Origin of the sequence: Rhodopirellula islandica (assembly GCF_001027925.1) — a bacterium.
Classification (GTDB): domain Bacteria; phylum Planctomycetota; class Planctomycetia; order Pirellulales; family Pirellulaceae; genus Rhodopirellula; species Rhodopirellula islandica.
The window spans coordinates 1-25,118 of record NZ_LECT01000040.1 but is presented as its reverse complement, the minus strand read 5'-3'; the positions used below and the strand labels follow the sequence as shown (position 1 = coordinate 25,118).

The 25,118-nt window shown below is 56.6% G+C and carries 17 protein-coding genes; 12 read left to right on the top strand and 5 right to left on the bottom strand.

Going from position 1 to position 25,118, the window contains the following annotated elements; all coding sequences use genetic code 11:
- Nucleotides 1–447: 447 nt before the first annotated feature.
- On the top strand, nucleotides 448–1,563 hold the full coding sequence (locus RISK_RS19390) for an EAL domain-containing protein (protein ID WP_047815982.1): 1,116 nt from the start codon (nucleotides 448–450) through the stop codon (nucleotides 1,561–1,563).
- A 391-nt stretch (nucleotides 1,564–1,954) separates the two neighbouring features.
- Here RISK_RS19390 and RISK_RS19385 read toward each other — a convergent pair whose 3' ends face one another.
- Complete coding sequence (locus RISK_RS19385; protein ID WP_047815981.1) at nucleotides 1,955–3,694, bottom strand: YTV domain protein; 1,740 nt, start codon at nucleotides 3,692–3,694, stop codon at nucleotides 1,955–1,957.
- 452 nt (nucleotides 3,695–4,146) lie between these two features.
- Here RISK_RS19385 and RISK_RS19380 point away from each other — a divergent pair, with 452 nt between their 5' ends.
- Nucleotides 4,147–4,827, top strand: a complete 681-nt coding sequence (locus RISK_RS19380) for a redox-sensing transcriptional repressor Rex (RefSeq protein WP_047815992.1) — start codon at nucleotides 4,147–4,149, stop codon at nucleotides 4,825–4,827.
- A gap of 335 nt (nucleotides 4,828–5,162) precedes the next feature.
- Here RISK_RS19380 and RISK_RS19375 read toward each other — a convergent pair whose 3' ends face one another.
- Nucleotides 5,163–6,695 carry a sulfatase gene (locus RISK_RS19375; RefSeq protein ID WP_047815980.1) on the bottom strand — a complete coding sequence of 511 codons (1,533 nt, stop codon included), beginning with the start codon at nucleotides 6,693–6,695 and terminating at the stop codon, nucleotides 5,163–5,165.
- Nucleotides 6,696–6,841: 146 nt separating this feature from the next.
- Nucleotides 6,842–8,560 carry a hypothetical protein gene (locus RISK_RS19370; protein WP_047815979.1) on the bottom strand — a complete coding sequence of 573 codons (1,719 nt, stop codon included), beginning with the start codon at nucleotides 8,558–8,560 and terminating at the stop codon, nucleotides 6,842–6,844.
- Nucleotides 8,561–9,178: 618 nt separating this feature from the next.
- On the opposite strand from RISK_RS19370, the gene RISK_RS19360 reads away from it, so the two are divergent.
- Nucleotides 9,179–9,724 carry a DOMON domain-containing protein gene (locus RISK_RS19360; protein WP_047815991.1) on the top strand — a complete coding sequence of 182 codons (546 nt, stop codon included), beginning with the start codon at nucleotides 9,179–9,181 and terminating at the stop codon, nucleotides 9,722–9,724.
- Nucleotides 9,725–9,776: 52 nt separating this feature from the next.
- Here the strand turns inward: RISK_RS19360 and RISK_RS19355 are convergent, their stop codons facing one another.
- Nucleotides 9,777–11,282 (bottom strand): S10 family peptidase, encoded by a 1,506-nt coding sequence (locus RISK_RS19355; RefSeq protein ID WP_236696470.1) that lies wholly within the window; start codon nucleotides 11,280–11,282, stop codon nucleotides 9,777–9,779.
- 359 nt (nucleotides 11,283–11,641) lie between these two features.
- Between RISK_RS19355 and hmpA the strand changes: the two genes are divergently transcribed.
- The 9 genes from hmpA to RISK_RS19310 all read left to right on the top strand — a co-directional run bounded on the left by hmpA (nucleotide 11,642) and on the right by RISK_RS19310 (nucleotide 24,585).
- Entirely contained in the window at nucleotides 11,642–12,871 is a 1,230-nt protein-coding gene (hmpA, locus tag RISK_RS19350; RefSeq protein WP_047815976.1) for an NO-inducible flavohemoprotein, read from the top strand.
- 448 nt (nucleotides 12,872–13,319) lie between these two features.
- A complete protein-coding gene (mscL, locus tag RISK_RS19345) occupies nucleotides 13,320–13,784 on the top strand; it encodes a large conductance mechanosensitive channel protein MscL (RefSeq protein WP_047815990.1) in 465 nt (154 codons plus the stop codon).
- A gap of 7 nt (nucleotides 13,785–13,791) precedes the next feature.
- Nucleotides 13,792–14,694, top strand: a complete 903-nt coding sequence (locus RISK_RS19340; protein ID WP_047815975.1) for an alpha/beta hydrolase — start codon at nucleotides 13,792–13,794, stop codon at nucleotides 14,692–14,694.
- A 1,629-nt stretch (nucleotides 14,695–16,323) separates the two neighbouring features.
- Nucleotides 16,324–17,598, top strand: coding sequence for a tetratricopeptide repeat protein (locus RISK_RS19335; RefSeq protein WP_047815974.1), 1,275 nt, complete (start codon nucleotides 16,324–16,326; stop codon nucleotides 17,596–17,598).
- 182 nt (nucleotides 17,599–17,780) lie between these two features.
- Complete coding sequence (gene rsmG / locus RISK_RS19330; RefSeq protein WP_047815973.1) at nucleotides 17,781–18,476, top strand: 16S rRNA (guanine(527)-N(7))-methyltransferase RsmG; 696 nt, start codon at nucleotides 17,781–17,783, stop codon at nucleotides 18,474–18,476.
- A gap of 106 nt (nucleotides 18,477–18,582) precedes the next feature.
- Nucleotides 18,583–19,494: a sulfate adenylyltransferase subunit CysD gene (cysD, locus tag RISK_RS19325; protein WP_047815972.1), complete on the top strand. Its 912-nt coding sequence runs from the start codon at nucleotides 18,583–18,585 to the stop codon at nucleotides 19,492–19,494.
- Nucleotides 19,495–19,649: 155 nt separating this feature from the next.
- A complete protein-coding gene (gene cysN, locus RISK_RS19320; RefSeq protein WP_047815971.1) occupies nucleotides 19,650–21,593 on the top strand; it encodes a sulfate adenylyltransferase subunit CysN in 1,944 nt (647 codons plus the stop codon).
- Nucleotides 21,590–23,782 (top strand): M3 family metallopeptidase, encoded by a 2,193-nt coding sequence (locus RISK_RS19315; RefSeq protein WP_236696469.1) that lies wholly within the window; start codon nucleotides 21,590–21,592, stop codon nucleotides 23,780–23,782. The genes cysN and RISK_RS19315 overlap by 4 nt, the downstream gene beginning before the upstream one ends.
- Complete coding sequence (locus tag RISK_RS19310) at nucleotides 23,779–24,585, top strand: glycoside hydrolase family 16 protein (protein WP_053061235.1); 807 nt, start codon at nucleotides 23,779–23,781, stop codon at nucleotides 24,583–24,585. The genes RISK_RS19315 and RISK_RS19310 overlap by 4 nt, the downstream gene beginning before the upstream one ends.
- A 91-nt stretch (nucleotides 24,586–24,676) precedes the next feature.
- Here the strand turns inward: RISK_RS19310 and RISK_RS30070 are convergent, their stop codons facing one another.
- Complete coding sequence (locus RISK_RS30070) at nucleotides 24,677–24,901, bottom strand: hypothetical protein (RefSeq protein WP_083435056.1); 225 nt, start codon at nucleotides 24,899–24,901, stop codon at nucleotides 24,677–24,679.
- Nucleotides 24,902–25,118 lie beyond the last annotated feature (217 nt).

The window sequence follows — 25,118 nt, the reverse complement described above, 5'->3', positions numbered from 1 at the left end:
CGGCACCGGACGGCTTGCGCCCAATGCCATCTACTTTAGAACCAATCGAGGGGATTTTATTAGCGGAACGGCGCAAGCCGTCCGGTAAATCGTCGGTGTTTTCCGGCGCGTCACCGGACGGCTCGCGCCGTTCCGCTACAAAGTAGATGGCATTGGGCTTGCGCCGCTCCGCTAAGAGAGGATGCCACTCCGGGATATTTCCCAAGCATCCGGCTGGTCCTTCCTGGAGCTGGCCGGTTCAACTCTGATCTTCCGCACAATCGATTCGGGGGGCGGTCTCTTCGTTCTTATCTGTTGTCTTCCTGAGTACAGCTTGGGGGAATTGCGGAAATTTCTTGCTCACAAAGCGTTTGTTCACGGCTCGTGACCTAGCTTTGCAGCAGAGCGAGGATCCACCCTCTCGGAGACCGCTCGTTTCCCAGCACGCTCCTCCGTGAAATTGTTGTTATGGCTTCCGTTGATAGCCTTCCAATCGACCGACTTCGTCGCAGCACCGCCGTCTATGAAGACGTGTGGTTTCTGTCTGGTCCGACGAGTCCCGGTGACACTCTGCAACACACGCCGATTGATCAAGAACCGTTCATCGTGGGCCGGAAATCCGGCGTTGCCATGAAGCTGCAGTTTCGCACGGTCAGCGGGAACCACGCCGAGCTCAAGCTCGTCGATGGCAAACTGATCGTTCGGGATCTCGAGAGCACCAACGGCACGTACCTCAATGGAAAACGCGTCACCGAACCGGTCGTGGTGGGGGATGAAGATCTGATTCACTTCGCTGAAGCTCCCTTCCGAGTGCGGCGACAATCCCCGACCGGAGTCACCGCGGGGACCATTTCCGAAAACGTCTGCGACCAAGCTTTGGCGTTGGTTCAGTTCGACCGATTGATGAGCCAACGGCTGGTCCGTCCGCACTTTCAACCGATCGTCACCGTGATTGGTGCTCGCATGATCGGGTTTGAGATTCTTGGTCGAGGCAGCGTGTTCGGGCTGGAATCCGTCGGCGCCATGTTCCAAGCCGCTGAGCAACTCAACCTGGAAGTCGAACTCAGTCGACTGCTGCGTTGGGAAGGACTTCGGGTGGGCCGCGAACTTCCAGATTCACCGACCTTGTTCGTCAACACTCACCCCAAAGAAATGGAAGACGGCCAGTCGTTGATCGATTCCTTGTCCAAGGTCCGGACGATGGCATCGAACACCAAGATCGTGTTGGAAATTCACGAATCCGCCGTGACCAACCCCGAACAAATGCGGCGTCTGCATTCGACGTTGAAAGAATTGGACATCCAATTGGCCTACGACGATTTCGGTGCCGGCCAAGCCCGGTTGGCGGAATTGGTCGAAGCCCGACCCGATTACGTCAAGTTCGACATCGGCCTGATTCGTGGACTGAGCGTCGTCGACAGCAATCGCATGCGAATGCTGCGGTCGCTGGTCAACATGGTGCAAGACCTGGACATCTCCGCTCTGGCCGAGGGAATCGAAACGATCGAGGAAGTCGAAGCCTGCCAAGAAGTCGGCTTCGACCTGGCCCAAGGTTTCTATTACGGCCGCCCCGCTCCGGCGTGAGGCCAGCTTCTAGCTTCTAGTGGTCTGTCAGGACTTGTTTTTAGGGTAGTGGACGAGGCCACGAGTCCTGAACTGGCGTCAAATCCAAGGACTCGTGGCCTCGTCCACTACGATCAACCCTAACTTTTAGCTTTAACAGACCACTAAAAGCTTTCCTCCAGCGCATAAAAAACGGGGCGAACTTGTCATGCAAGTTCGTCCCCGGTTTTGTTTGATCGCGTTGAGTCCACTCAGGCACCCCGGTGACTTCGTGGCCGGTGATCCGTTATTCGGTTCGATGTCCGAATCAGCACGGCCGACGAAGTCGGGTTGGGGTCGCTGTGTGGAGAGCGTTACGTCAACGTTCTCTGGGTAGCCCCGTTGTGGGGGCTCCCCTGAGAACAAGTTTCAATCAGCAGCCGCAAGCAGGAGCAACGTCGCAGCCTGCATCGCAACCAGCGTCGCATCCGCAGTCGTTTCCGCAGCCACAACCGTTGCCGCCAAGGATTCCCTTGAGCAAGCTACGGATAGGACCAGCCGAAGCAGGTGCACATGCTGGAGCACAGGCGTCTGCACATCCGCAAGTTGGAGCTGGGCAGCAAACGGTGACAGGAACTTGCTTGCAAACCACTCGTGGCACGCAACGAGTCACGGTGTAAGGCTCGCACACTTGGCGGCACTTCTTGACCTTGATCGTTTCTTGGTAGCACTCTTTGCGGCAAGTCGTGTAGCACACGGTCTTGGTACGGCACTCAGGGATCATCTTGCAAACTTTGTACTCGCAAACTTTGGTGCGGCACTCAGGAACCATCTTGCAGACGGTGTACTTGCAAACTTTGGTGCGAGGCTCGCAAACCATCTTGCAAACGGTGTAGTTGCAAGTCTTGGTGCGGCACTCGGGAACCATTTTGCAGGTCGTGTAGTTGCAAGTCTTCTGACGGTTTTCGCAAACCATCTTGCAGACTTTGTACTCAACGGTCTTGCTACGGCACTCAGGAACCATCTTGCACACGGTGTAGTTGCAAGTCTTGGTACGGCACTCAGGAACCATTTTGCACACTTTGTACTCAACGGTCTTGGTGCGGCACTCAGGAACTCGACGGCACACGGTGTAAGGGATTTCACGAGTACGGCATTCTGAGACGTACTTGGTGCAAGTCACTTCTTTTTGCTCGCAAGTTGGGACCCAGACTTTCTTGCAGATCGTCTTGGGGCAACCTTGAACGCATTCCACTCGGCATTTGCCGGGGCAGTACACGGTTCGGCAAGTCGAAGCGTCGAAGTACGACGTACCGGGCTCACGCACGGTGCGACGAATCATCGGTCCAGGAACGGTTTCCGTGACAGTTTCCCAGTGTCCACCTTTGACCGTGATGGTCTTGGTGTACGTTTGAGGGACGCTGACGCTGTAGTTTTCCGTGCGAACCTTTTGTTCTTGCACGGTGTTGTAAACCGTGTAGTTGATGTTTCGCGTACGAGTTTCGTACGTTGGCACCATCACGGTGTAGTTGGTCACTTTTTGACGAGTTTCGTACACAGGCTTGTTGACCGTGTAGTTGATCGTCTTCGTACGAGTTTCGTACACAGGTTTCTTGACTGTGTAGTTGATCACCCGTTGGTGCTGTTCGTAAACAGGCTTGTTAACGGTGTAGTTGATCGTTTTCGTACGTGTTTCGTACACAGGTTTCTTGACTGTGTAGTTGATCACCTTTTCACGAGTTTCGTACACAGGCTTGTTGACCGTGTAGTTGATCGTGCGTTGGCGTGTTTCGTACGACGGCACCATGACCGTGTACTGAACTTCTTTTTGGTGAGTTTCTGGAACCATCCGCGTACGGTTGACCACTTGGTCTTCGAAGTACACTTCGTTCCGAGTGCGGGTGCGAGTCTCTTGGACTTGCTCCATCACTGTTTCGCGGACGGTTCGCATCACGGTGTAAGATCCACCGGCGACGGCCGAACCGTCAGAGATAACCGAACCACCAGCCACAGCTGAGCCGTCTGCCATCACCGATCCATCGGCAACAACGGAACCACCACAACTGCTACAACCTTCGTAACTGATCGCGCCGCTGTAAGCAGCGTGAGCAGCATTCGCGCCCGAGACGACCGAAATGATCATCAGAGCAGGCAACAACCACAAACGTTTCATCGTAAGTTTCTCCACAGGTAACAACGGGACGTTGTAATAACGCAGCTTCCTTTGGCCTGCCGGATACCCCCCGGCTTGACCTCCATACCAACCAAGACCCAGACTGCTAAACCGATCCGCTGCCTGATTCACTGTCACTCTTGTTGCAGTGTGCCCGTCGACTGAACGAAGGCCGAGGCTGCGGTGGTGAGAGCGGGATGGCCCACACGTGGGCCAGGGAGGGTCGGTAAGGCTTCACTTGCCAGTCGGACAGAGATAAGCTGTGCCAGGTGTGTGACCCAGGCGAAAACTCTGCGGACTAGTAAAACTGATCTTGATGCACAAACTTCATCGTCTGCGGGACACGGGTTGAACAAGCAAACAGGGAAGTCCTGGCAAAAGGGAACGATTGCGTTGTCGAGTCCTACCGACCTTGCGGGTTGTTCCAGTGAAATCAAATGCGCGGGTCGGTCATGGGCATGAACACAGAGCACGCTGCGGACGATTCCGACAATCCCGATGAGAGCGATCGTCGGGCCGAGTTGTCGACGCCCGCGGTGGGCCGTTTGTCGCTGTATTACCGTGAATTGCACCGTTTGCTGGATTCCGGCGAAACGTCCACGAACAGCCGTGACCTGGGCGCAATGGTCAATGTGTCGCCCGCCGTCGTTCGCCGCGACCTCAGTTCGATTGGATCGATCGGCCGCCGTGGGGTTGGATACGACGTTGCAATCCTGGCCGACCGAATCGGTGTGGTGCTGGGATCAGGCGTGCAGTGGAAGGCGGTCCTGATCGGCGTTGGGTCCCTGGGCAACGCGTTGCTGCGTTATCGCGGATTTGAACGCCTGGGATTTTCCCTTGCGGCCGCATTTGACACCGATCCAAGCAAGTATGGTCGCGAAGTCGGGGGCACGACAATTCGTTCCCTGGACGATCTGGAAGAAGTGTTGGCGACCGCGAAACCAGAATTGGCCATCTTGGCGGTGCCAAGTGAACAAGCCAGTCAGGTCGCAACGCGCGTGGTGGCGGGTGGGATTCAGGGCATCCTGAACTTTGCCCCCACGACGCTTCGTGTGCCTTCCGGCACAGCGATCATCAACGTGGATCTTGCCAGTGAATTGCAGCAGCTGGCGTTTCGAATCCAGAACCGGTGATGGGCGGAGGGCTGGCCTGGTAGCGGGAGAATGCGTTGGTGATGCAAGGGATGGAGCGTGGTATGGGCTGGCATCGAGCACCGATGGCTCGTGCCACGAGCACGAGCACGAGCACGAGCACGAGCACGAGCACGAGCACGAGCACGAGCACGAGCACGAGCACGAGCACGAGCACGAGGCTAGAAGCTAGAAGCTAGAAGCTAGAAGCTAGAAGCTAGAAGCTAGAAGCTAGAAGCTAGAAGCTAGAAGCTAGAAGCTAGAAGCTAGAAGCTAGAAGCTAAAAGCTAAAAGCTAAAAGCTAAAAGCTAAAAGCCAGCGACGATTGTCGCCACCGCTCAATCGTCGATGCGGAGCATTGGGTTCCAGTTGCCGACTTTGTATTCGGTTCGCTTGCCGGACGCTGGCATCCCCTTGGTTCTTTCGGTTTCGAGTTTCTGCGTCAAGTCGCGAATCACTTGGGCGATCTCGGGATCGCTTTTGCGATCGCCGTGAGCCAAGTTGGTGAATTCATCGGGATCGTTTTGGTGATCGTAAAGCTCGGTGCCACGTTTGCCGTCGTCCCACAAGGTCAGCCGGTATCGTTGGGTGCGAATGGAGTACCCGTAGTAGCGTTGTTTGGCTTGACGATCATTGCGAACGACCATCGACATCGAGTAGCCGCGACCGGTTGCCGAGGGATCTCGCAACATCGGTACAAGTGATTGGCCTTGCATCAATTCTTGCGTGGGCACGCCGCACCACTCCGTCAGCGTCGGGTACAGGTCGACCAGTCCCACGGGCGCGGTGGCCACCGCGCCTGCGGTGCGTCCGGGCTCCGCGATGATCAACGGCACACCAGCGACTTTGTCGAACAAGGCCTGCTTCTGCCACAATCCCTTTTCACCCAGGAAGTAACCGTGATCGCTGGTGAAAACCACGATCGTGTTCTTGTCCAAGCCGGTGCGTTTGAGCGTGTCGAGCACCTTGCCGACTTGCGCGTCCATGAACGTGGTGCTGGCGTAGTAAGCCTGGACCGCTTGGCGACGTAAATCGTCGGTGAGTTGCTCTTGTTCTTTTTTGCGACTGAGCAAGGCCGCCTCCGGAACGTCCGCGTTGTCTTCTTCTACATTGTCAAACAGCGGCATGTCTTCCAGGTGGTAAAGATCGAAGTATTCCTTGGGTGCCACATAGGGCGTGTGAGGTCGATAGAAACCAACGGCTAGAAAAAACGGGCGGTCATTGCGTTGGGCACAGCGTTCCAGAACCCAGGATGCGTCGTCTGCCAGCATCCCATCGGTGTGGGCTGCGTCCGGGCGAGGCGACGCGTACCAGGACAGCGTTCCGCCGAACGCGTTTTTGCGAAGCGTGAAAATGTCCGGTTCTTCGATCAGTCGATCACAGCCGGCTGGATTGAGCTCCAATTCCCAGGACGCTGGGTCATCATGGCCGTTGGTTCCGACGGATTTGGGAACGTTGTAGTGGTACATCTTGCCGATGCGACCAGCGAAGTACCCGTCCAACCGGAAGGCTTGGGGCAGCGACCAACGCTCGGGAATCGAGTCACGAAAAATTTGGGCGTTGCCGTGGATGCCGGTGGTGTCGGGATACAGCCCGCACAACATCGAATTTCGCGACGGGCCGCACAGTGGGTACTGGCAAGCCGCGTTTTCAAACAGGACGCCTCGCGCGGCCAGGCGATCGATGTTGGGGGTTTGGACCAGCGGATCCCCGTAGCAACCGATGCGAGTGTTCAGGTCATCGGAAATCAAGAACAGCACGTTCTTGCGTTGGCTGCCCTGGGATGTTTCAGGATCTTGTCCGTGGGACGTCTGGAGACTGAGACACAAGCCGAGGAAGAGTCCGAAACCGAAAATCCGCCTGATAGACATGGATGTACCTGCTGCACGAGGATTGAGACTGGTGCGGCAAGTATAAACGAGCGAAACCCACGACGTTGGTTCACAACGACGTGGGTTTCGGATGGCGATCGAAGGTCGGGACGCTCGCGTTTCAGTGGCGAGTCTCGAGGCAACGTTTAGCGTTGAACGTTGTCTTCCTCGGGACGTGTGGCCAACTGCGTTTCCGCGTCCATCGCGGCGGGATCCAGTCCCGGATTCAGCTCAGGGTAGGCTGAGTCGGGGACCACGTCGACGGCCACGATGGATTCGATTCCGGTGGCCGTGTTCAGGCTCACGATGCCGTTCGGAATTCCATCGGGCGTGGGAGCCGGGATCGCGTTGCCGTCCACCAGCATCGTCGGGATCGCGGGAGACGATTCCATCGCATCCGGAGCGTCGTCGGGCGTGGGCGCGGGAACCAAGTCACCATCGACGAGCATGATCTCGATGATTGCCGAGTTGGGCAATTCATCGGGAACCGCATCCGGGGACGGAGCCGGGATGACTTCCCCGTCGACGACCATCGTGTCGATCGAGTGAACCGTGTCGGGTTCCGCGTCCGGAACCGGTTGAGGGATCGGTTCGCCATCCACCAACATCATCGGGACAGGTTTCGCGATCAACGACGCCAAGTCACTCGCCACGACATCCAACACATCCGCTTCAATCATCGACCGGCGGTGAGCCACATCCGCCAACACCACGCCCAGCTCCCGAGGCGAGAAGCACTCCGCCACTTCTGCCACCTTGCTGACCTGCCACACTGCTTCTTCCAACAAGCAATCTGGGGATGCCTTCACCAGTTGAGCTTCGTGGAAATCGCCCTCGTTCAGGTCATAGGGCAAGTAGGCTTCTTCCAAGGTCACGATGACAGGGGAGCTCCCTGCCAAATCGCTGGGGTCTTCGACAGCCACTTCGGGCTCGGTGATCCGTTCCACGCCCAATTTCAAAACCGTGTTGCCAACCGGTTTTGAAAAGTCATGCATGGCGATGAAGGGAACGATCACGGATGGAAGTGTGACATCCAAGGGTTCTTCCGCGGCGAGTGCGGCCAACTCCTCGCGAACATCGATCGTGAACTTGTGCGGTGCAGGCTTGGCAGGCACGGCGTTTGGAACCACTTGGCTCTGCAGCACGGGTTCGTCCGAAGCGATTTCGGGCATGGATTCGTCCAACCACCACCGGTTCAGTGCCACCGCTTGAGCCAAGGCTTGGTCGTCGGCGACTTCTTCGCTGAGCCCGGGATCGAGTTCGCCAGCGACGGGGGGCAGTTTGGCTTGCGTGCGAATCATGGCGAACGGTTCGAGGAACTGTTCGAGCGGGATCCCGATCTTGGCCGCGGTGGAAGCAGCGACGGCGGCCAGCATTTCGTTGAAGTCGGAGGAGGTGCGGCGAACGCTGGTCGCGGGAGCGGACACATCGTTGATGTCGGCCGCGGCAACCTTCAGCTCGTCGCCGGTGGACTCGGGTTGAATGTCAACGCTGACGGTGGGGATGGAGTCGTGCGTGCCCGGGATCGAAATGATCGCTTGCTGAGCGGGTTGAGCTTCGGCGTCTTCCGCTTTGTTCTCCCCGGCGTTGGCCGCTTCCGCTTCGATTTCACCGGCTTCGGTCGCTTTGTCTTCGGTTGGAACGGAGGGGGCATCCACGACAACGGCGGGGTCGATCGGGGCGGCCTCCTCATCAAAGCGGTGGACGAGGATGGAGATGCCACCGGTGAGAGCAGGATCGACTTGCTTGGCATGAGCGAGCGATGGTGCCAGGCCCGAAGCAAAGAGCGAACCGGCGATGGTGACCGACAATGCGAGGCGTTTGGCGGTGGTGGAACAATGGCGAATCGGGGAGAAAATTTTCATGATTATATTGGGCCGGAGATCAGCGAACGAAGGCTTGGAATAAAGTGTTCACTGCGAAACCGGAGCTTGAATGAATGTGATGGTGGGCTGTGAGGTGGGACAGAGCGGCAACGGGGGTGCCGAAGTGGGCGTTGCCAAAATCGCCGGATGGAGATCCCGCTCCAAGGCACGCTATCGGCGAGTCGAACGCCTGGGGAATTGAAATCGCCTGGGAAAGCGATTCGTTTTCGCTGCGACCGTTCCAGTTGTTCCGTTTGGGTAAAGTTCCAGCGGTTTCACGGCCGCATTTTTGACGAAATCCCCACAATTCGCCTGCCGAAATGCCGTTGGACGCGCGCTTCAAACCGAGCTTGGGCACTCATCGGCCAGCACTCGCACCTCTGACAAGCACGGGTTGCCACCATTCCAAAACGGGACGAAGCCGGTACGCTTTTGGTACCCGTAGAAGTGTTTCTGCGGTTCGATGGTCCCGCGAATTTCCCGAGCAGGTTTGCAGTCTTGAGTTCCGCCAAAGGTCCCCTTCTCGATCCGACGATGCTATTCCGGTTCGAAGTTCGGCTGCAGCAGCACGCTTTGGATTGGACCTCGCGAGGGTTGTCGCTGCCCACTTCGTGCCGAGTGCCGTCTTTTGCGGCGCTCTCAGGCGGTCCGATCTTTGCCGATGTGCGCATCGCGTGGGACGTGACCGGCATCGGGTTTCACTTGTTGGTCAATGGGAAACGTCAGTTGCCATGGTGTCGCGAAACTCGATTGGATGAGAGCGATGGGTTGCACCTTTGGATGGACACGCGGAACAGTCCCAACATCCACCGCGCGACCCAGCATTGCCATCGGTTTTTATGGTTGCCCGCTGGCGGTGGCCCTAAACGTGAGCGAGCCGTTGCGGCGATGGTGCCCATCAATCGGGCGAGAACCAATCCCAAACCCATCCGTCCGGACGCGCTGAAGATTCACGCAATCCCTCGGCACGATGGGTATGAGTTGTCTGGTTTGATTCCCGCCGATGCGTTGACGGGATACGACCCCAAGGACCAATCGCAGATCGGTTTCTATTACCTCGTCGCGGATCGGGAACTCGGCAACCAAGCGTTGACGCTCAGCACCGATTTCCCGGTCGCGGAAGATCCATCGTTGTGGTCAGAAGCCGCGTTGATCTCCAGCTGAGCAACGGAAGCAGCTGGTTGCCGAATCGGTGGCACGGTTGCGAAACAGACGCCTATTGAGCGGTTTCGCCAACGGCATCCTTGTAGAACTCGACCAGGTCTTGACGCAGTTGTTTGAGAGACGGCTCATGAACGTACATCATGTGCCCACCTTCGTAATGCTTGATCGTCAAGTTCTTGCTTCGTTCCGAGGACAAACCCATGTGGTCGATGGTGTACTCCATCGCGAAGTGGGGCGTGGCGAGATCGTAGTACCCGCAAGCGACAAACAATTTGAAGGACGGGTTGGCTGTCATCGCTCGACGCAAGGTTTCCGACGCATCGACGTAGCGGCCTTCGAAGGGTTTGTAGCTCCACGGATGCACGTTGCCGGTCAAGATTTCGTAGACGCGTCGATCCTTGTATTTCAAATCGCGATGCATGTAATCGTTCAGGCAAGCCGTGAAGGGGCCAAAGATCGCGGCCCCACTGGCATCGAATTCGGGCGTCTCACCGGCTGAGTCACGGTCGATGCTTGTGTAACGACCGTCGAATCGGCCGACCGTCAACGCTTGATCGCGAAGCAACTCCTTGCCAAAACGCTGCATCGAAATCTTGAGGTTGGACGACAACAAGTACTCTTCCGACAGGCCTGTCAGGCTTGCGAGTTCCTCGGCGACACGTTGAAGTTCCTTTTTGCCGATGCTGGTTCCTTTCAGCAGAGCAGGGGCGTATTGGCGGTAAGCGAACTTCTCCGATTTCGCGACGACTTCCGCCAGTGGAAGCGATTGCAGTTCCTCATCGAGTTGCTTGTGGTACCAAGCCGTCGCCGTGTAGGTCGGCAGGAAGCAAACGTCAGGGACGTCGTTGCTGGGCGAGAACCGCAGCGTTTGAAAGTTGATGGCGCCGGAGATCACGATGGCGCCATTGAGTTCCATTTTGTAGTGGTCTCGCAGGTAGCCGCTCAGCCCCGCAACGCGAAGTCCACCGTAGCTTTCGCCAAGAATCAATTTCGGTGAGAGCCAACGTTCGAACTGGGTGGTGTAGTCATGGATGAACTGGCCGACGCTGCGGACGTCTTCGTTGTAGCCATGGAAATCGCTCTTGTTGACGTCTTTCGCGGGACGACTGTATCCCGTGCTGACGGGGTCGATGAACACCAGGTCGGTGATGTCCAACAGACTCTGGTGGTTTTCATCGAGGTGATACGGAGGACGCAACACAGACGCATCATCCGGGAAGCGGATGATCTTGGGCCCCAGCATTCCCAGGTGCAGCCAAACCGAAGAGGAACCCGGTCCGCCGTTGAAGCAGAACGTGATCGGACGCTTGGTAATGTCGTCGCTCTTGCGAGTGTACGAGACGAAGAAGACTTCCGCTTTGGGGTCCAGTTCGTCAGTTTGCATGACCAAGCGACCCGCGGTGGCGGTGTAGTCAATCGTCTCTCCTGCCACGCTGAAAGAGTGCTCGGTCGTGACAAATTGGTCCGTCAATTTGTCACTTGATTTCTCTTCTGCCGTGGTGTCCTTCGAGGGGGGAGCGTCGTCGCCAAGCACATTGGTGCTCAAAAACAACAGCATCCACAAGCTTGCAAAGCATTTCCAATTCATCGGGGCCATCTCAGTTGTGTCAATCGTGAAGCGTTTAAAACGGGGTCCGCACTGGTTGCCAGTGTACTTTGCCGTGGATGTTTGGGCTCCTGCAAAGGCGAACTCTTGAGGCCTCGGCAGACGCCGGGGAATCAGTGCCCAATAGCGGTGGAGAAAGGCGGATGAGTCGCCTCTCTCAGCGGGGCGGTCGGGTGTGCTCAAAGAAGACAGGAACCCATGGAATCGAAACTCCATCTTGACGTGTAGAAATGAACCTGTACGTTGAGGTAGATGTTTAGCGGCGTGATGTTTGGCCGCTTCGTTACGACTTCATTTTCGGGAGAGCCGCCTTGCTCAGTGAAAACACCATTCGCATCGTCAAAGAGATCACGCCCGCTGTCGCCGCCAACGCAGAGACGATCACGCGGCGATTTTATGAGCGGATGTTTGAGGCGAATCCGGAGGTCAAGGTTTTCTTCAACCAGTCGCACCAGCACACGGGCGGTCAGCAGAAAGCCTTGGCGGGTGCGATCTGTGCCTACTTCACTCACATCGACAATCCCGCGGTGTTGTTGCCCGCCGTGGAACTGATCGCTCAGAAGCATTGTTCGCTAGGGATTCAAGCCGAACACTATCCGATCGTGGGCGCGAATTTGTTGGCGGCGATCAAGGATGTGATGGGCGACGGCGCGACGGAAGAAGTCCTGGGCGCGGTGGAGGAAGCGTATGGGTTCTTGGCTGACATCTTCATCGGTCGCGAAAACGAGATCTATCAGAACCAAGCCCAGGTGCCCGGCGGATGGAACGGCACGCGAACCTTTGTCGTGTCGCGAAAGACGCCCGAAAGTGACTGTGTGACATCGTTCTATTTGACTCCGGAAGACGGAGGGGACTTGCCTGCTTTCAAACCAGGCCAATACATCACCGTTCACGTCGATCATCCGGTCACGCCCACTTCGCCTCGCAACTACAGTTTGTCCGACCATTGGCAAGAGCCTCACTATCGGATCAGTGTCAAACGCGAGGGAGCACTGCAAGCCGATGCGCCGGGCGGTTTGATTTCGAACCATTTGCATGACGAGATGCAGGAAGGGAATTTGATCGAAGTCGGGCCACCGTGCGGAGAATTCACGCTTGATCCCACTGAGAAGGCGGCGGAACCCATTGTGTTCTTGGCTGGCGGAATCGGAGTGACCCCGTTGCTGTCGATGGCGAAGTCATTGTTGAAGGCTCAACCCAACGCAGAAGTTGTGTTTGTGCAGGCGGCTCGCAACAGCGCATCGCAAGCGTTTGCGGATGAGTTGAAGGCACTCGCGGAATCGTCGCCTGGGTTGCAGTTGCGAACGATCTACGACAATCCTTTGCCGGATGATTTGGCATCGGGAAAATGCGACGAAACAGGGTTGCTGACCAAGGAACAGATCGCTGAATGGACGCCGGTTGGGACGGCTCGGTATTTCTTCTGTGGCCCGAAGCCTTTCATGAATCTGGTTCATTCGGCTTTGTCCGAGATGGGAGTGGCGGACCATCGGTTGAAGTACGAATTCTTTGGTCCCAAGCAAGAATTGGTGCCGGCATAGGACCACGTGAACAACAAGTGACGTAGCGGAAGGGCGCGAGCCCTCCGGTTCCTCACCGGGCGGCTTGCGCCACACCGCTAACATCGTCACTTGTTGTTCACGCGTTGCTTAACGGCCTAGTGATTTCGTCAGTCAGAACGCGATCGCGTCCGGTTCGTCTTCGGTCACCGTGGGCGATCGTCCCTCGGCTGATCGTTCAATTTTCGAACGTACTCAATCAACTGCCGGTTGAGCATGCATTCGTTTGGCCAAGCAAGGTGTCCGCCCTGTCGAAACGCATGTGCGTTTGGGGATGCGACACCTTGGAATGCATGCGAATCAGCGAATGTAAATTGAAACCAACCGCTTGGTGTGGCGGTTCCGCTCGCATAGGCTTGGCGCGTTCATCGCAAACATGGTGTTTGTGTTTTTTTAGATGGATGCAAAACGCATACAGCGAGGGGTCGAGATGGGTTTGGTTCAAGAGTTTAAAGAGTTTGCACTCAAAGGCAGCGTCATCGATTTGGCGGTTGGGGTGGTGATCGGCGGTGCCTTTGGTGGCATCGTGAAGTCGTTGGTCGACAACATCATCATGCCTCCGATCAATTTGTTGACAGCTCGCTCGGGGGTCAACTTCAAAGAGGCCGCTCTGACAATTGAAACGGAGTCGCCCAAGCTCGACGATGCTGGCAAGATCATCGAAGGCGAAGGTGCCGGGATGCTGGTTCAGGACTATCCGATTTTGAACTACGGCCCATTCACTCAAACCATTTTTGAATTCCTGTTGATCGCCATCGCCTTGTTCGTAGCGATTAAGCTGATCAATGCAGCTCGGGCGCGAATGGAAGATGAACCGGAAGAGGAAGAAGTCGCCAAGCCGAGCGAGGACATTCAACTGTTGCGAGAAATTCGCGACGCCCTTCAAAAAAGCTGAGGACACAATGAGTCACCGACGTTCGTTTGCATTTGTTTTTGCGGCCGCATTCACATTTCAATCGATCGGAGTGGGTGACTTCGTCTCCGCTGCCGATGCCACGCGCGATGCGGGACCATCGAGCGAAGTGGTGGAGGAGCAATTTGTCTACAAAACGGTCAGCGACGAATCGTCGGGCAAGACGACCAAGTTGTTCGTCGACTGGACGCGACCAGCGGATTGGTCGGCGGAAGATTCTCGTCCTGCCGTCGTCTTCTTCCACGGCGGTGGGTGGACGGGTGGCAAACCGGGCCAGTTTGCTTCGCACAGCAAGGAACTTGCGGAGCGCGGCATGGTTTGTTTTCGCGTGAAGTATCGGTTGCTGGATAAAGAGTCGAAAACGCCACCGGATACCTGCGTCGAGGATGCCTCGGATGCGTTTCGTTCCATCCGAGCCAACGCCAGCAAGTTCGGGATCGATCCGAAGCGGATGGCGACCGGCGGTGGTTCAGCAGGCGGTCACTTGGCAGCCTACTTGGGGATGATGGAGGACCAAGTCGTGAGCGGAGTTTCTCGCAAGCCAGCAGCGATGCTGTTGTTCAACCCCGTCTACGACAACGGACCCGGCGGATGGGGCACGGCACGCGTGGGCGACGACTATGCGAAGTACTCACCTGCTCACAACATCACGAAGGACGATCCGCCGTCGATCGTGTTCTTGGGCACCAACGACAATTTGATCCCGGTTGCAACCGGAGAACGATTTCGCGACCGTTGCGAAGAAGTCGGAGTTCGCAGCGAACTGCATCTCTACGAGGGCCAGCCACACGGGTTCTTCAATGCGAAGAAGACCGATGGAGGAGGCAAGATTTACCGCGACACGATGGAAAAGACGTTCGCGTTCTTGGAGTCGCTTGACTGGATCGATTGAGCGAAGTCAGAGTAGAACCGTTGTTAAAAGTTAGGGTTGATCGTAGTGGACGAGGCCACGAGTCCGTGGATTCGACGCCAGTTCAGGACTCGTGGCCTCGTCCACTACCCTAAAAACAAGTCCTGACAGACCAGTGGTCAGAGTCGAACCGTTGTCCTCAACTGTTCCGCTGGGCAGTCTTGATCCGCCAGGCCTTCTTGCGACCGAGTTCCCTTTCAACCGTTCGTGTCACGCTGCTCGACGACAATGAACCGGGCACGCAAACATTTGGGGGCAAATGTTCTACTCTCGTTCAGCTTCGTTTTGAGAGCGGAGTGGTCCGTCAAAGTTAAAAGTGAGGGTTGATCGTAGTGGACGAGGCCACGAGTCCTTGGGGTCGACGCCAGTTCAGGCCTCGTGGCCTCGTGGCCTCGTCCACTACCCTAAAAACAAGTCCTGACAGACCAGTGGTCAGGGTCGAACCGTTGTCGTTATCTGTTTCGCCGGGCAGTCTTGATCCGCCAGGCCTTCTTGCGACCGAGTTCCCTTTCAATCGTTCGCGTCATTCTGCTCGACGACAATGAGCCGAGCACGCGAACATTTGGGGCAAATGTTCTACTCTCGTTCAGCTTCGTTTTGAGAGCGGAGTGGTCCGTCAAAGTTAAAAGTGAGGGTTGATCGTAGTGGACGAGGCCACGAGTCCTTGGATTTGACGCCAGTTCAGGACTCGTGGCCTCGTCCACTACCCTAAAAACAAGTGCTGACAAACCACTAGTGCGTTTCGCAGATTGAGCGATCAGCCGATGGACGCTGGCCTGGACTGCTAAATCTTTGCCATTGCCGCTTTGATAGCGGATGCAAATTTTCTTCCGGCTTCCATCTTTCTCCATCCCGGTAGGGATGTCAGATGGTAGCCGGGGGTCGCTGCGTAGCAGCACACCCCCGGTCAACGAGCCCCCGGTAAACGAGCCCCCGGTAAACGAGCCCCCGAAAAACTCACCATCCCGCCGTGGCCAATGGCCACGGCGGGATGGTGAGTGGTGGCGTGGGGGGCATGTCCATCGGTGGCGCTATCGCTTACCGACGGCTACCATCTGACATCCCTACCGGGATGAAAACTTGCGCAAACGAATACGCTCCATCGCACCAAACATTTCGCAGTCCATCGCTAGCCCACGGTCACCGAAGACGAACCGGACGCGATCGCGTTCCGGCTGATTGAATCAACAGCCCGTCACGCGTCGGGTTGTGATTGATGGACTTGGAAGTCCCTCGCCCGAGTTTCACTGCGAGGAGAAAGATCGCCGCGTTGTCGTCAAATTGGGATCGAATCCGGGGCGGATCCTGACCGATAAGAATGCAACAGCGGCTTCACGATTCGTGCAGACGAATCGAATTGGCAGGGCAATGGGTAGGTGTGTGAACAGGGGCTGCCGCGAGCATCACGGAGCTCACATGTGTTTGAAAACCGATTTTCAGAAAAATCGTTGCACGCCCTAAAGTCGATCAAGCGAATGGTCGATCAAAGCCAATGGAATGATCCGTTGTGATCTGATTTTCCAACGAAAGGCCCGTTTCACACATGTGTGAGAGACGGGCGGTGCCGGTTGCAATGATCGGCCACAAATGCTCCTTAACGAAGTGTGAAACATGGACGCCACACGTCAGCCAAACGCAACTCGCAAGACTCATCCAGCCAAACGCGAATGGATTTTCACGTTGGTGGTGGGTGGTTGCCTCACGTTGACTTCCACTGGATGTGCCTCTCGATCAATGTCGTTGGCATCCATGAATCCCTTCGCAGGCAAGGGAACAGCCACGGTCAGCGAGCCCAACAAGGGCCCTAGTTTCATCGCTTCTGCGGGGGACTCGGTCGGGAAAGCGGCAGGGGGTGTCGGCAATGCAACCAAGAGCGCGTGGGGAAAAACCACCGGAACGGTTGCCAGCTGGTTTGGTCGTGATTCGAAAGAAAACGACTACAACAGTGATCCGTTGTCGTTGGAGAACGAGCCTGGTCAATTGGAACCGGATGTGTTGGTTGCCAACGGACAGCTTTGGGAATCGACCGGCAATCTGACCAAGGCCATGGAAAGCTATTCCAAGGCACTCGAGGAATCACCGAGTCACGCTTCCGCGTTGACCAGCGTGGCACGGCTGCATTTTCGAGAAGGCAATCATTCGAAGGCTGCGGAGTTCTTTCAAAAAGCAATCGCACAAAGCCCAAACGACGCGGCGTTGTACAACGACCTGGGTTTGACGCTCGGGAAATTGAATCAGCACGGGATGGCAGTGCAAACCTTGGCTCGCGCCTTGGAACTGGCACCCGGCACATCTCGCTATGCCAACAACCTGGCCAGCGTGCACTTCGAATCGGGGCAGAGCGAAGAGGCCTACAAGGTCTTGGCGGCCAACAACAAACCCGCCGTGGCTCACTTCAACATGGCGTTTTTGCACTACAAAAAAGGGCAGAACGCGGACGCTCAAATCCACCTGCAGCAGGCTGTCACTCATGAAGCCTCCGCCGCAGGCGATCCGGCCACCAAGCGTGCCATCGATCGCTCTCGTGAGATGTTGGCTCAGTTGAACCCTGGAATGGGAACGTCGCCGGCTGCCAACATCGCTTCGGCGGGATCGACTGGCAGAGCGATTGGTGCCGCTGCGGGACCCGTGGCCACCGTGGCTTCGGCACCTGCCCACATGGCAAACCAGACACCGCCTAGCTATGCCGCTCCGCCCAGCTACGCCATTCCTGGTGCGATTCAGCCCACTGCGACCCAGCCAGTTGTTCCTGGCAGCAATTCCGCGGTGAGCTTCCAGGAATCCAGTGCGGGCCAGACTGCTGGCTCGCCGAAGGCGGACCCAGCAGCGGCTTCGACAGAAGCCACGGGCTCCACTCCACCGGTGAACTTCAGTTTGCCGGAGTGATCGGGTGTGTTGGGGAGCGTTCTCTCAGGGGAACCAAACCGTCGCGGGAAGCCTGCGACCAGCGTTCATCCGGGCATTTTGGCTCGCGAAGTCCGTCTGACGGTCGTTTTTGTGGTCTTTCGGCCATTCTGGGGCACTGTTCCGCTACCCAGGTTCGGTCGCCCCTGGTATGACCTGCGGGCATGATTGACGCAGAATTCAAAACGGCCTTGGAACAATTCGGACTCGAGCTCGACGAGCCTCTGGGCATGTCGCTGCAGCAATACGCGCAGTCGCTGTGGCGGTACAACGAGCAGATCAACCTGACCCGGCACACGACGTGGGATTTGTTCGTCACCCGCGACTTACGTGATTGCCTGCAATTGGCTCAGTTGATCCAGCCCGGCGAGGAGGTCCTCGACATGGGCAGCGGAAACGGCGTGCCCGGCATTCCATTGGCGATGTTGCGGCCCGACATCGAAGTCGCTCTGGCCGAATCGGTTGGCAAACGAGCCAAGGTGCTCGACGAATTGGTGACCGAGTTGAATCTGCCCGTGCCGGTTTACGCGGCTCGCGGCGAAGATTTACTGGAAGATTTTCGCTTCACCACGATCGTCAGCCGAGCGGTTGGCAGCCTGTTAAAGTTCTGCCGTTGGGTGGAGCCGCATTGGAGTCAGTTTGACCGGCTGTTGCTGATTAAAGGCCCCAAGTGGGTCGACGAACGGGGGGAGGCCCGTCATCACGGCGTGCTCAAAGGTCTGGATCTTCGCGTTGTGGCCACCTACCCCTTGGGGAATTTGGCTCCTGAGGTCACCGAGGCGGAAGCGGATGACTCGTCCGAGGCAGCCGATGTCAGCCGAGGCGTGATCTTGGAATTGACGAAGAAAAAGAAGGGCTGAGCCTGCTGGAAGACCTTCCGGCTGGATCGATTCTGCACCCCGTCTATACTGCCAGGCTTGATGCCGCGGCGAACCCGATTCGTTTCACTCTTTCTCCAAAGATCGCATGTCCGATTACAGCCTCACTCACCTGAAACAGCTCGAGGCCGAGAGCATTCACATTTTCCGAGAAGTGGTCTCGGAGTTCCAAAAACCTGTGATGCTGTACTCGATCGGCAAAGACTCCGCGGTGCTGCTTCACTTGGCCCTGAAAGCATTTTACCCTGCGAAGTTGCCCTTCCCGTTGTTGCACGTCGACACGACGTACAAGTTCAAGGACATGATCGAGCACCGCGAAAAATATGTTCGTGGCACGTTGGGTTTGGATGTGCTGGTGCACATCAACGAAGAGGGCTTGAAAGCCAACATCCCTCCGTGGGAAGACAGCGAGCGACACACTGAATTGATGAAAACCGACGCGCTCAAGGCCGCGTTGGACATGTACCAATTTGACGCCGCGTTTGGTGGTGCCCGTCGCGACGAAGAAAAAAGCCGCGCTAAAGAACGCGTGTTCAGCTTCCGCGATAAATCGCACCGCTGGGACCCCAAGAATCAACGCCCCGAACTTTGGAACCTGTACAACGGTCGGGTCAACAAAGGCGAGTCGATTCGCGTCTTTCCGATGAGCAACTGGACCGAATTGGATGTGTGGCAGTACATCCACATGGAAAACATCCCCATCGTGCCGCTGTATCTGTCGGAACCTCGCCAAGTCGTCAATCGCGATGGAATGTTGTTGATGCGTGATGACGATCGCATGCCCTTGTTGCCGGGCGAGAAAGAAGAGACCCGGATGGTGCGATTCCGAACCCTGGGTTGTTACCCGCTTTCCGGAGCGGTCGAGAGCGAAGCGACGACACTGCCCGAGGTCATCCAAGAGATGCTGCTGACCCGCACCAGTGAACGCCAGGGTCGAATCATTGACCAAGACGAAGGCGGCGTCGGCATGCAAAAGAAAAAAGAACGCGGCTACTTTTGATCGCTTTGCGATCCGCTGCTGGCTACTAGCAGCTAGCGGCTAGCTCGTCGGTAGCGGTGCCGCCCAAGCGGCATTCGCGCCCGTCTCAACGTAATCTGTACCTCCGATCGGCTGTTGCTAGAAGCTAACGGCTAACTGCTAAAAGCTGTCCTCCTATGTCTCATCAATCTGATCTGATCGCCTCCGACATCGATGCTTATCTGAAGCAGCATGAGCAAAAGCAATTGTTGCGTTTCATCACCTGCGGCAGCGTGGATGATGGCAAGAGCACGTTGATCGGCCGCCTGCTCTACGATTCCAAGTTGGTCTACGAAGACGAATTGGCGAAGGTCCAAAGTGACTCCGTTCGTCAAGGCAGCGTGGCAGGTGGATTCGACCCCTCGTTGTTCATGGACGGTTTGAAAGAAGAACGCGAGCAGGGCATCACGATCGATGTCGCCTACCGCTACTTCAGCACAGCGAAACGCAAATTCATCATCGCTGACACGCCCGGTCACGAACAATACACGCGGAACATGGCGACCGGTGCCAGCAGCGCGGACCTGGCGATCATCCTGATCGACGCGCGGCACGGGGTGCTGACCCAAACCCGTCGCCACTCGTTCATCGTTTCGTTGTTGGGCATCCGTCACGTGGTCGTGGCGGTCAACAAGATGGACATCGACGGTGTCGAATACAGCGAAGAACGCTTCAACGAGATCTGCGAAGACTATCGCAATTTCGCCACCCGCTTGGACTTGCCTGACCTGCACTTCATTCCGATCAGTGCTCTCAATGGCGACAACTTGGTTGACCGCAGCGAGAACATGCCGTGGTACACCGGCAGCACGTTGATGAATTTCTTGGAAACCGTTTACATCGGTTCGGATCGCAACCTGCAAGATTTCCGATTGCCGGTTCAATACGTCAATCGTCCCAACCTCAACTTTCGTGGGTTCTGTGGGACGATCGCATCCGGGATCATCCGCACAGGCGAAGAGGTCACCGTCCTGCCCAGTCGTCAGAAGTCCAAGGTCAAAGAAATCGTCACCTACGACGGCAACTTGGATGAAGCCTACGCTCCATTGGCGGTGACGCTGACATTGGAAGATGAAATCGATGCCAGTCGCGGTGACATGATCGTTCGCAGTGGCAACATGCCACGAAGCGGATCCGACGTCGAAGCGATGTTGGTTTGGATGAATGAAGAGGCGATGGTTCCTGGCAAGACGTACCTCGTCAAACACACCACTCAAACGGTCCCAGGGAATGTTGAAACGTTGGCTTACAAAGTCGATGTGAACGACCTGCATCGCTTGCCAGCACCTACTCTGGAACTGAACGAAATCGGACGTGTTCGATTGTCTTTGTCGGCACCGATTCACTACGACCCATACCGTCGCAACCGAACCACGGGAGCGATCATCCTGGTCGATCGGATCACGAATGCGACCGTTGCCGCGGGCATGATCCTGGATCGCGGGACCACCGGAAGTCACAAGTCGGTTTGGGACGACGAAGCTTCATCGGATGATTCCGGCGACACTCTCTCGGCCGTGACCGCGGAAGAGCGTTTGGCACGATTCGGACAGAAACCAGCCACGGTGCTGCTGACGGGGCTGACCGGGAGCGGCAAGACTTCGATCGCGCAAGCCGTGGAACGCAAATTGTTTGACGCGGGCCGATCAGTTGCTGTGGTCGATGGCGAGTATGTTCGTCGCGGGCTGAGCCGTGATTTGGGCTTCAGCGCGGATGATCGCAGTGAAAATTTGCGTCGCAGCGGGCACTTGGCTCACACGCTGAATGATGCTGGGCTGATCTGCTTGGCATCCTTGGTGGCACCGTCCGATGATGTGCGTCAGAAAGTCAGCAAGTTGATTGGCGAAGATCAGTTCTTGGTCGTTCACGTCGCGACTCCATTGGAAGTTTGCCGGGAACGGGATACCAAGGGGCAGTACGCGAAAGCGGATGCTGGCGAGCTGGCGAACTTCCCCGGTGTGACTGCCACATACGATGTTCCAAGCGATCCTGACTTGGCCGTCGACGCCTCCACCACTTCCATCGCTGACTGTGCGGATGCGGTGGTGGAACTTCTGAAATCCAAAGGGTTCATCAAATGAGATGGTGTGTTGTTCCGGCAAGCTTCCTTGCCGCGATCGTGTTGGTCCAGCCTTCCTATTCACAAGAAACTTCCGTGAACAGCTCGCAATCTCTCCTTTCAAATTCACCGCTTTTGAAACCCTGGCCGGGGCCTCATGGCGGGGTGCCGCCGTGGAACGAAGTCCGTGTCGATGAATTTGGTCCCGCCTTTGACGCTGCGATCGAGCAGGCTGAAAAGGAAATCGATCAAATTGCCAATCAGTCGGCGGCGCCCACGTTTGAGAACACCTTGCTCGCGATGGAAACCGCGGGTGAAGCCCTGCACCGAGTCGAGGTGTTGTTCGACGTGCACGCGGGGAACCTGAACCTGGGGCCGATCCCGGATTTGGAACGCAGCATCACACCCAAGTTGGCTGCTTACTCGGACTCAGTCACGCAGAATGTGGCTTTGTTTGCTCGCATCGAAGCGATTCATGACGACGTTTTCGAGAAGAAGACCGTCACTCTGGATGATGATGCGAAGCGTTTGCTGGATGAAACATTCAAGAGCTTTGTCCGTCGTGGGGCTCGGTTGAGCCCAGAGGACAAATCCAAGCTGTCGCAGATCAACACGCGATTGGCTCGGTTGTTCACCGACTTCAACCAAAACGTTTTGGAAGAAGAGAAGGGCCACGTCACTTGGATTGACGATGAGTCGCGATTGTCTGGTGTGCCGCAGTCGAGTCGCGATGCGATGGCGGTCGCTGCGAAAGAAAAAGGCGGCAAGGCCAAGTGGGCTGTGACCAACACGCGTTCGTCGATGGACCCGTTTTTGACAAACGCGGATGATCGTGAGCTTCGCGAACAGGTTTGGCGGAACTACTACTTCCGCGGCGACAACAACGATGCCCACGACAACAAAGCCATCATTCGCGAAATCTTGAATCTGCGTGCGGCCCGCGCCAAGTTGCTCGGCTATCCCACACACGCTCATTGGCGAATGGAATCCACGATGGCGGGCACCCCCGATCGTGCGATGGAATTGATGATGAAGGTCTGGCCTCACGCCGTGCAGCGTGTCGCGACGGAAGTGGCGGACATGCAAGCCATCGCCGACGCAGAAATGCAAGCGGCTGGTAAACCGAAAATCAAGATCGAACCGTGGGATTACCGCTACTACGCCGAAAAGGTCCGGGCTGAAAAGTACGACTTGGACATGGCGGAAGTGCGTCCTTATCTGCAACTCGATCGCTTGGTCGAAGCCATGATGTGGTGTGCGGAGGAACTGTTCGGGTTCCAGTTCCGGCCCATCGGCAACTTGCCTGTGTTCCATCCCGATGTCACCGTTTACGAAGTGGTGCAGAAGTCCGACGGAAGCCACGTGGGACTGTTCTACCTGGACCCATTCGCTCGCGAAGGCAAACGCAGCGGTGCATGGATGATGGATTACCGAGGCCAATCAGGATGGGATCTTGATCCCGCCTCCGCGGACGTTCCCGTGCGAACACCAATCGTGTCCAACAACAGCAACTTCGTTCCCGCTGCGGACGGCAAGCCGGTTTTGATTTCCTGGGACGACGCGACCACGTTGTTCCACGAGTTCGGCCACGCCCTGCACGGACTTTCCAGTCGTGTGCACTATCCATCGCAGTCCGGCACCAACGTGGCTCGCGACTTTGTCGAGTTCCCCTCGCAGGTGTTGGAGCATTGGTTGTCGACGCCCGAAGTGTTGACTCGCTACGCGACGCACTACGAAACCGGCGAGCCGATGCCGAAAGAGCTGCTCGACAAGATCGAAGCTTCGTCGAAGTTCAACAGCGGGTTTGAAACCGTCGAGTACTTGGCCTGTGCGATCCTGGACATGCAGCTGCACCAGTTGCAGGCCGGCGACATTGACGTCAGTGAGTTTGAAAAGTCGGCGTTGGCGGAGATCGGCATGCCAGACGAATTGCCGATGCGTCACCGCTTGCCTCACTTCAGTCACCTGTTCAGCAGCGACGCGTACTCAGCCGGTTACTACAGCTACCTGTGGAGCGACGCGCTGACGGCAGACGCGGCGGAGATGTTCGTCGAGGCAGGAAGCTTCTTCGATGAGGAAACCGCTGCGAAGCTGTTCGATCACATTCTCAGTGTCGGCGACACAATCGATCCCGTCGAAACTTACCGCAATTTCCGCGGTCGTGATGTCGACACAGAAGCCCTGCTTCGCAAACGCGGTTTCGCAGAATGATCCGACTCGCGGTCGCTGTCGGAATGGCGATCACGATGTTTGGATGCAGTTTCCGCCACGCAAACGCTCAGACGTTTGACCGATTGGTTTGGCAAGACGATTTCAGCGGGGACTCGTTGGACTATTCCAAGTGGGAGGTCGAGGTCAACGCGTTCGGCGGTGGCAACCACGAGCTTCAGATCTACACCGACCGCCCTGAGAACGTGCGAGTCGAGGATGGCTGTCTGGTTCTGGAGGCTCGGCGTGACAACGCGGCCATCAGCGGAACGTCGCGAGAGTACTCGTCGGGGCGAGTTCGAACCAAGCACCGAGGGGATTGGAAGTACGGTCGCATCGAAGTGCGAGCGAAGTTGCCCCAAGGACAAGGCATCTGGCCGGCGATTTGGATGTTACCAACCAAGGACGAATACGGTGGTTGGGCGGCCAGCGGCGAGATTGACATCATGGAGATGCGAGGCCAGCAACCCAATGTCGTGTTGGGGACGCTGCATCACGGCGCACCCTGGCCGAACAACATTCACACGGGCGATGAATACACGCTGGAGCAAGGAACCTTCGCCGATGACTTTCACACGTTTGCCGTGAACTGGCGAGCGAACGAAATCGAATGGTTGATCGATGGAAAATCAGTGCAAAAGCAAACGAGATGGGAAAGCTCTGGCGGAAAGTACCCTGCCCCGTTTGATCAACCGTTTCATCTGTTGATGAACGTCGCCGTCGGAGGAGGATTTCTGGGCCCGCCGGATGCCACTACCGAATTTCCGGTGCAGATGTTGGTTGATTCGGTGAAGATCTACCAGTAGCGGACGAGAATCCTCTCGATGTTTTCCCACCCCGTAGCCGGATTCGCCAAGAATTCGGATCACCACCGCCCCTCCGTCCCAACCCACCGCGTCAGTTTTGAAATTGCGCTTTTGCGGTCGGTTTTGTTGGCCAACGGCCATCCTCATCGAAGCCAGGGGCATCGCCTGGGCTGATAAAGATGAAATCAACAAGGCGGTTTGGGCGGTTTCCGACGAATGGTATTGATACGGCGTTTGTCGCGATTGAAAAAGTGAAAGTGCAAATTGACAATTGTAAAATGCCGGAATGCGTGGATGAAATCGCATCAATTCGCATTTTTCAATTGTCAATTTAACTTTTTCAATGAGTTGCATTCGGTTCGCGCACTGACCACCCTGCCAAGGATAACCGGATGGGGCCACCCACCAAACATAACAACCGGATGGTGCCACCCACCAAACATTGACTCCCAACCGCCGCTGCGTAGGATCCAGTTGTCTTGTCAGTCGGTTCCGAGAGGGAGAGCTTTGCCATGCCGCGGCCTCAGCGATGT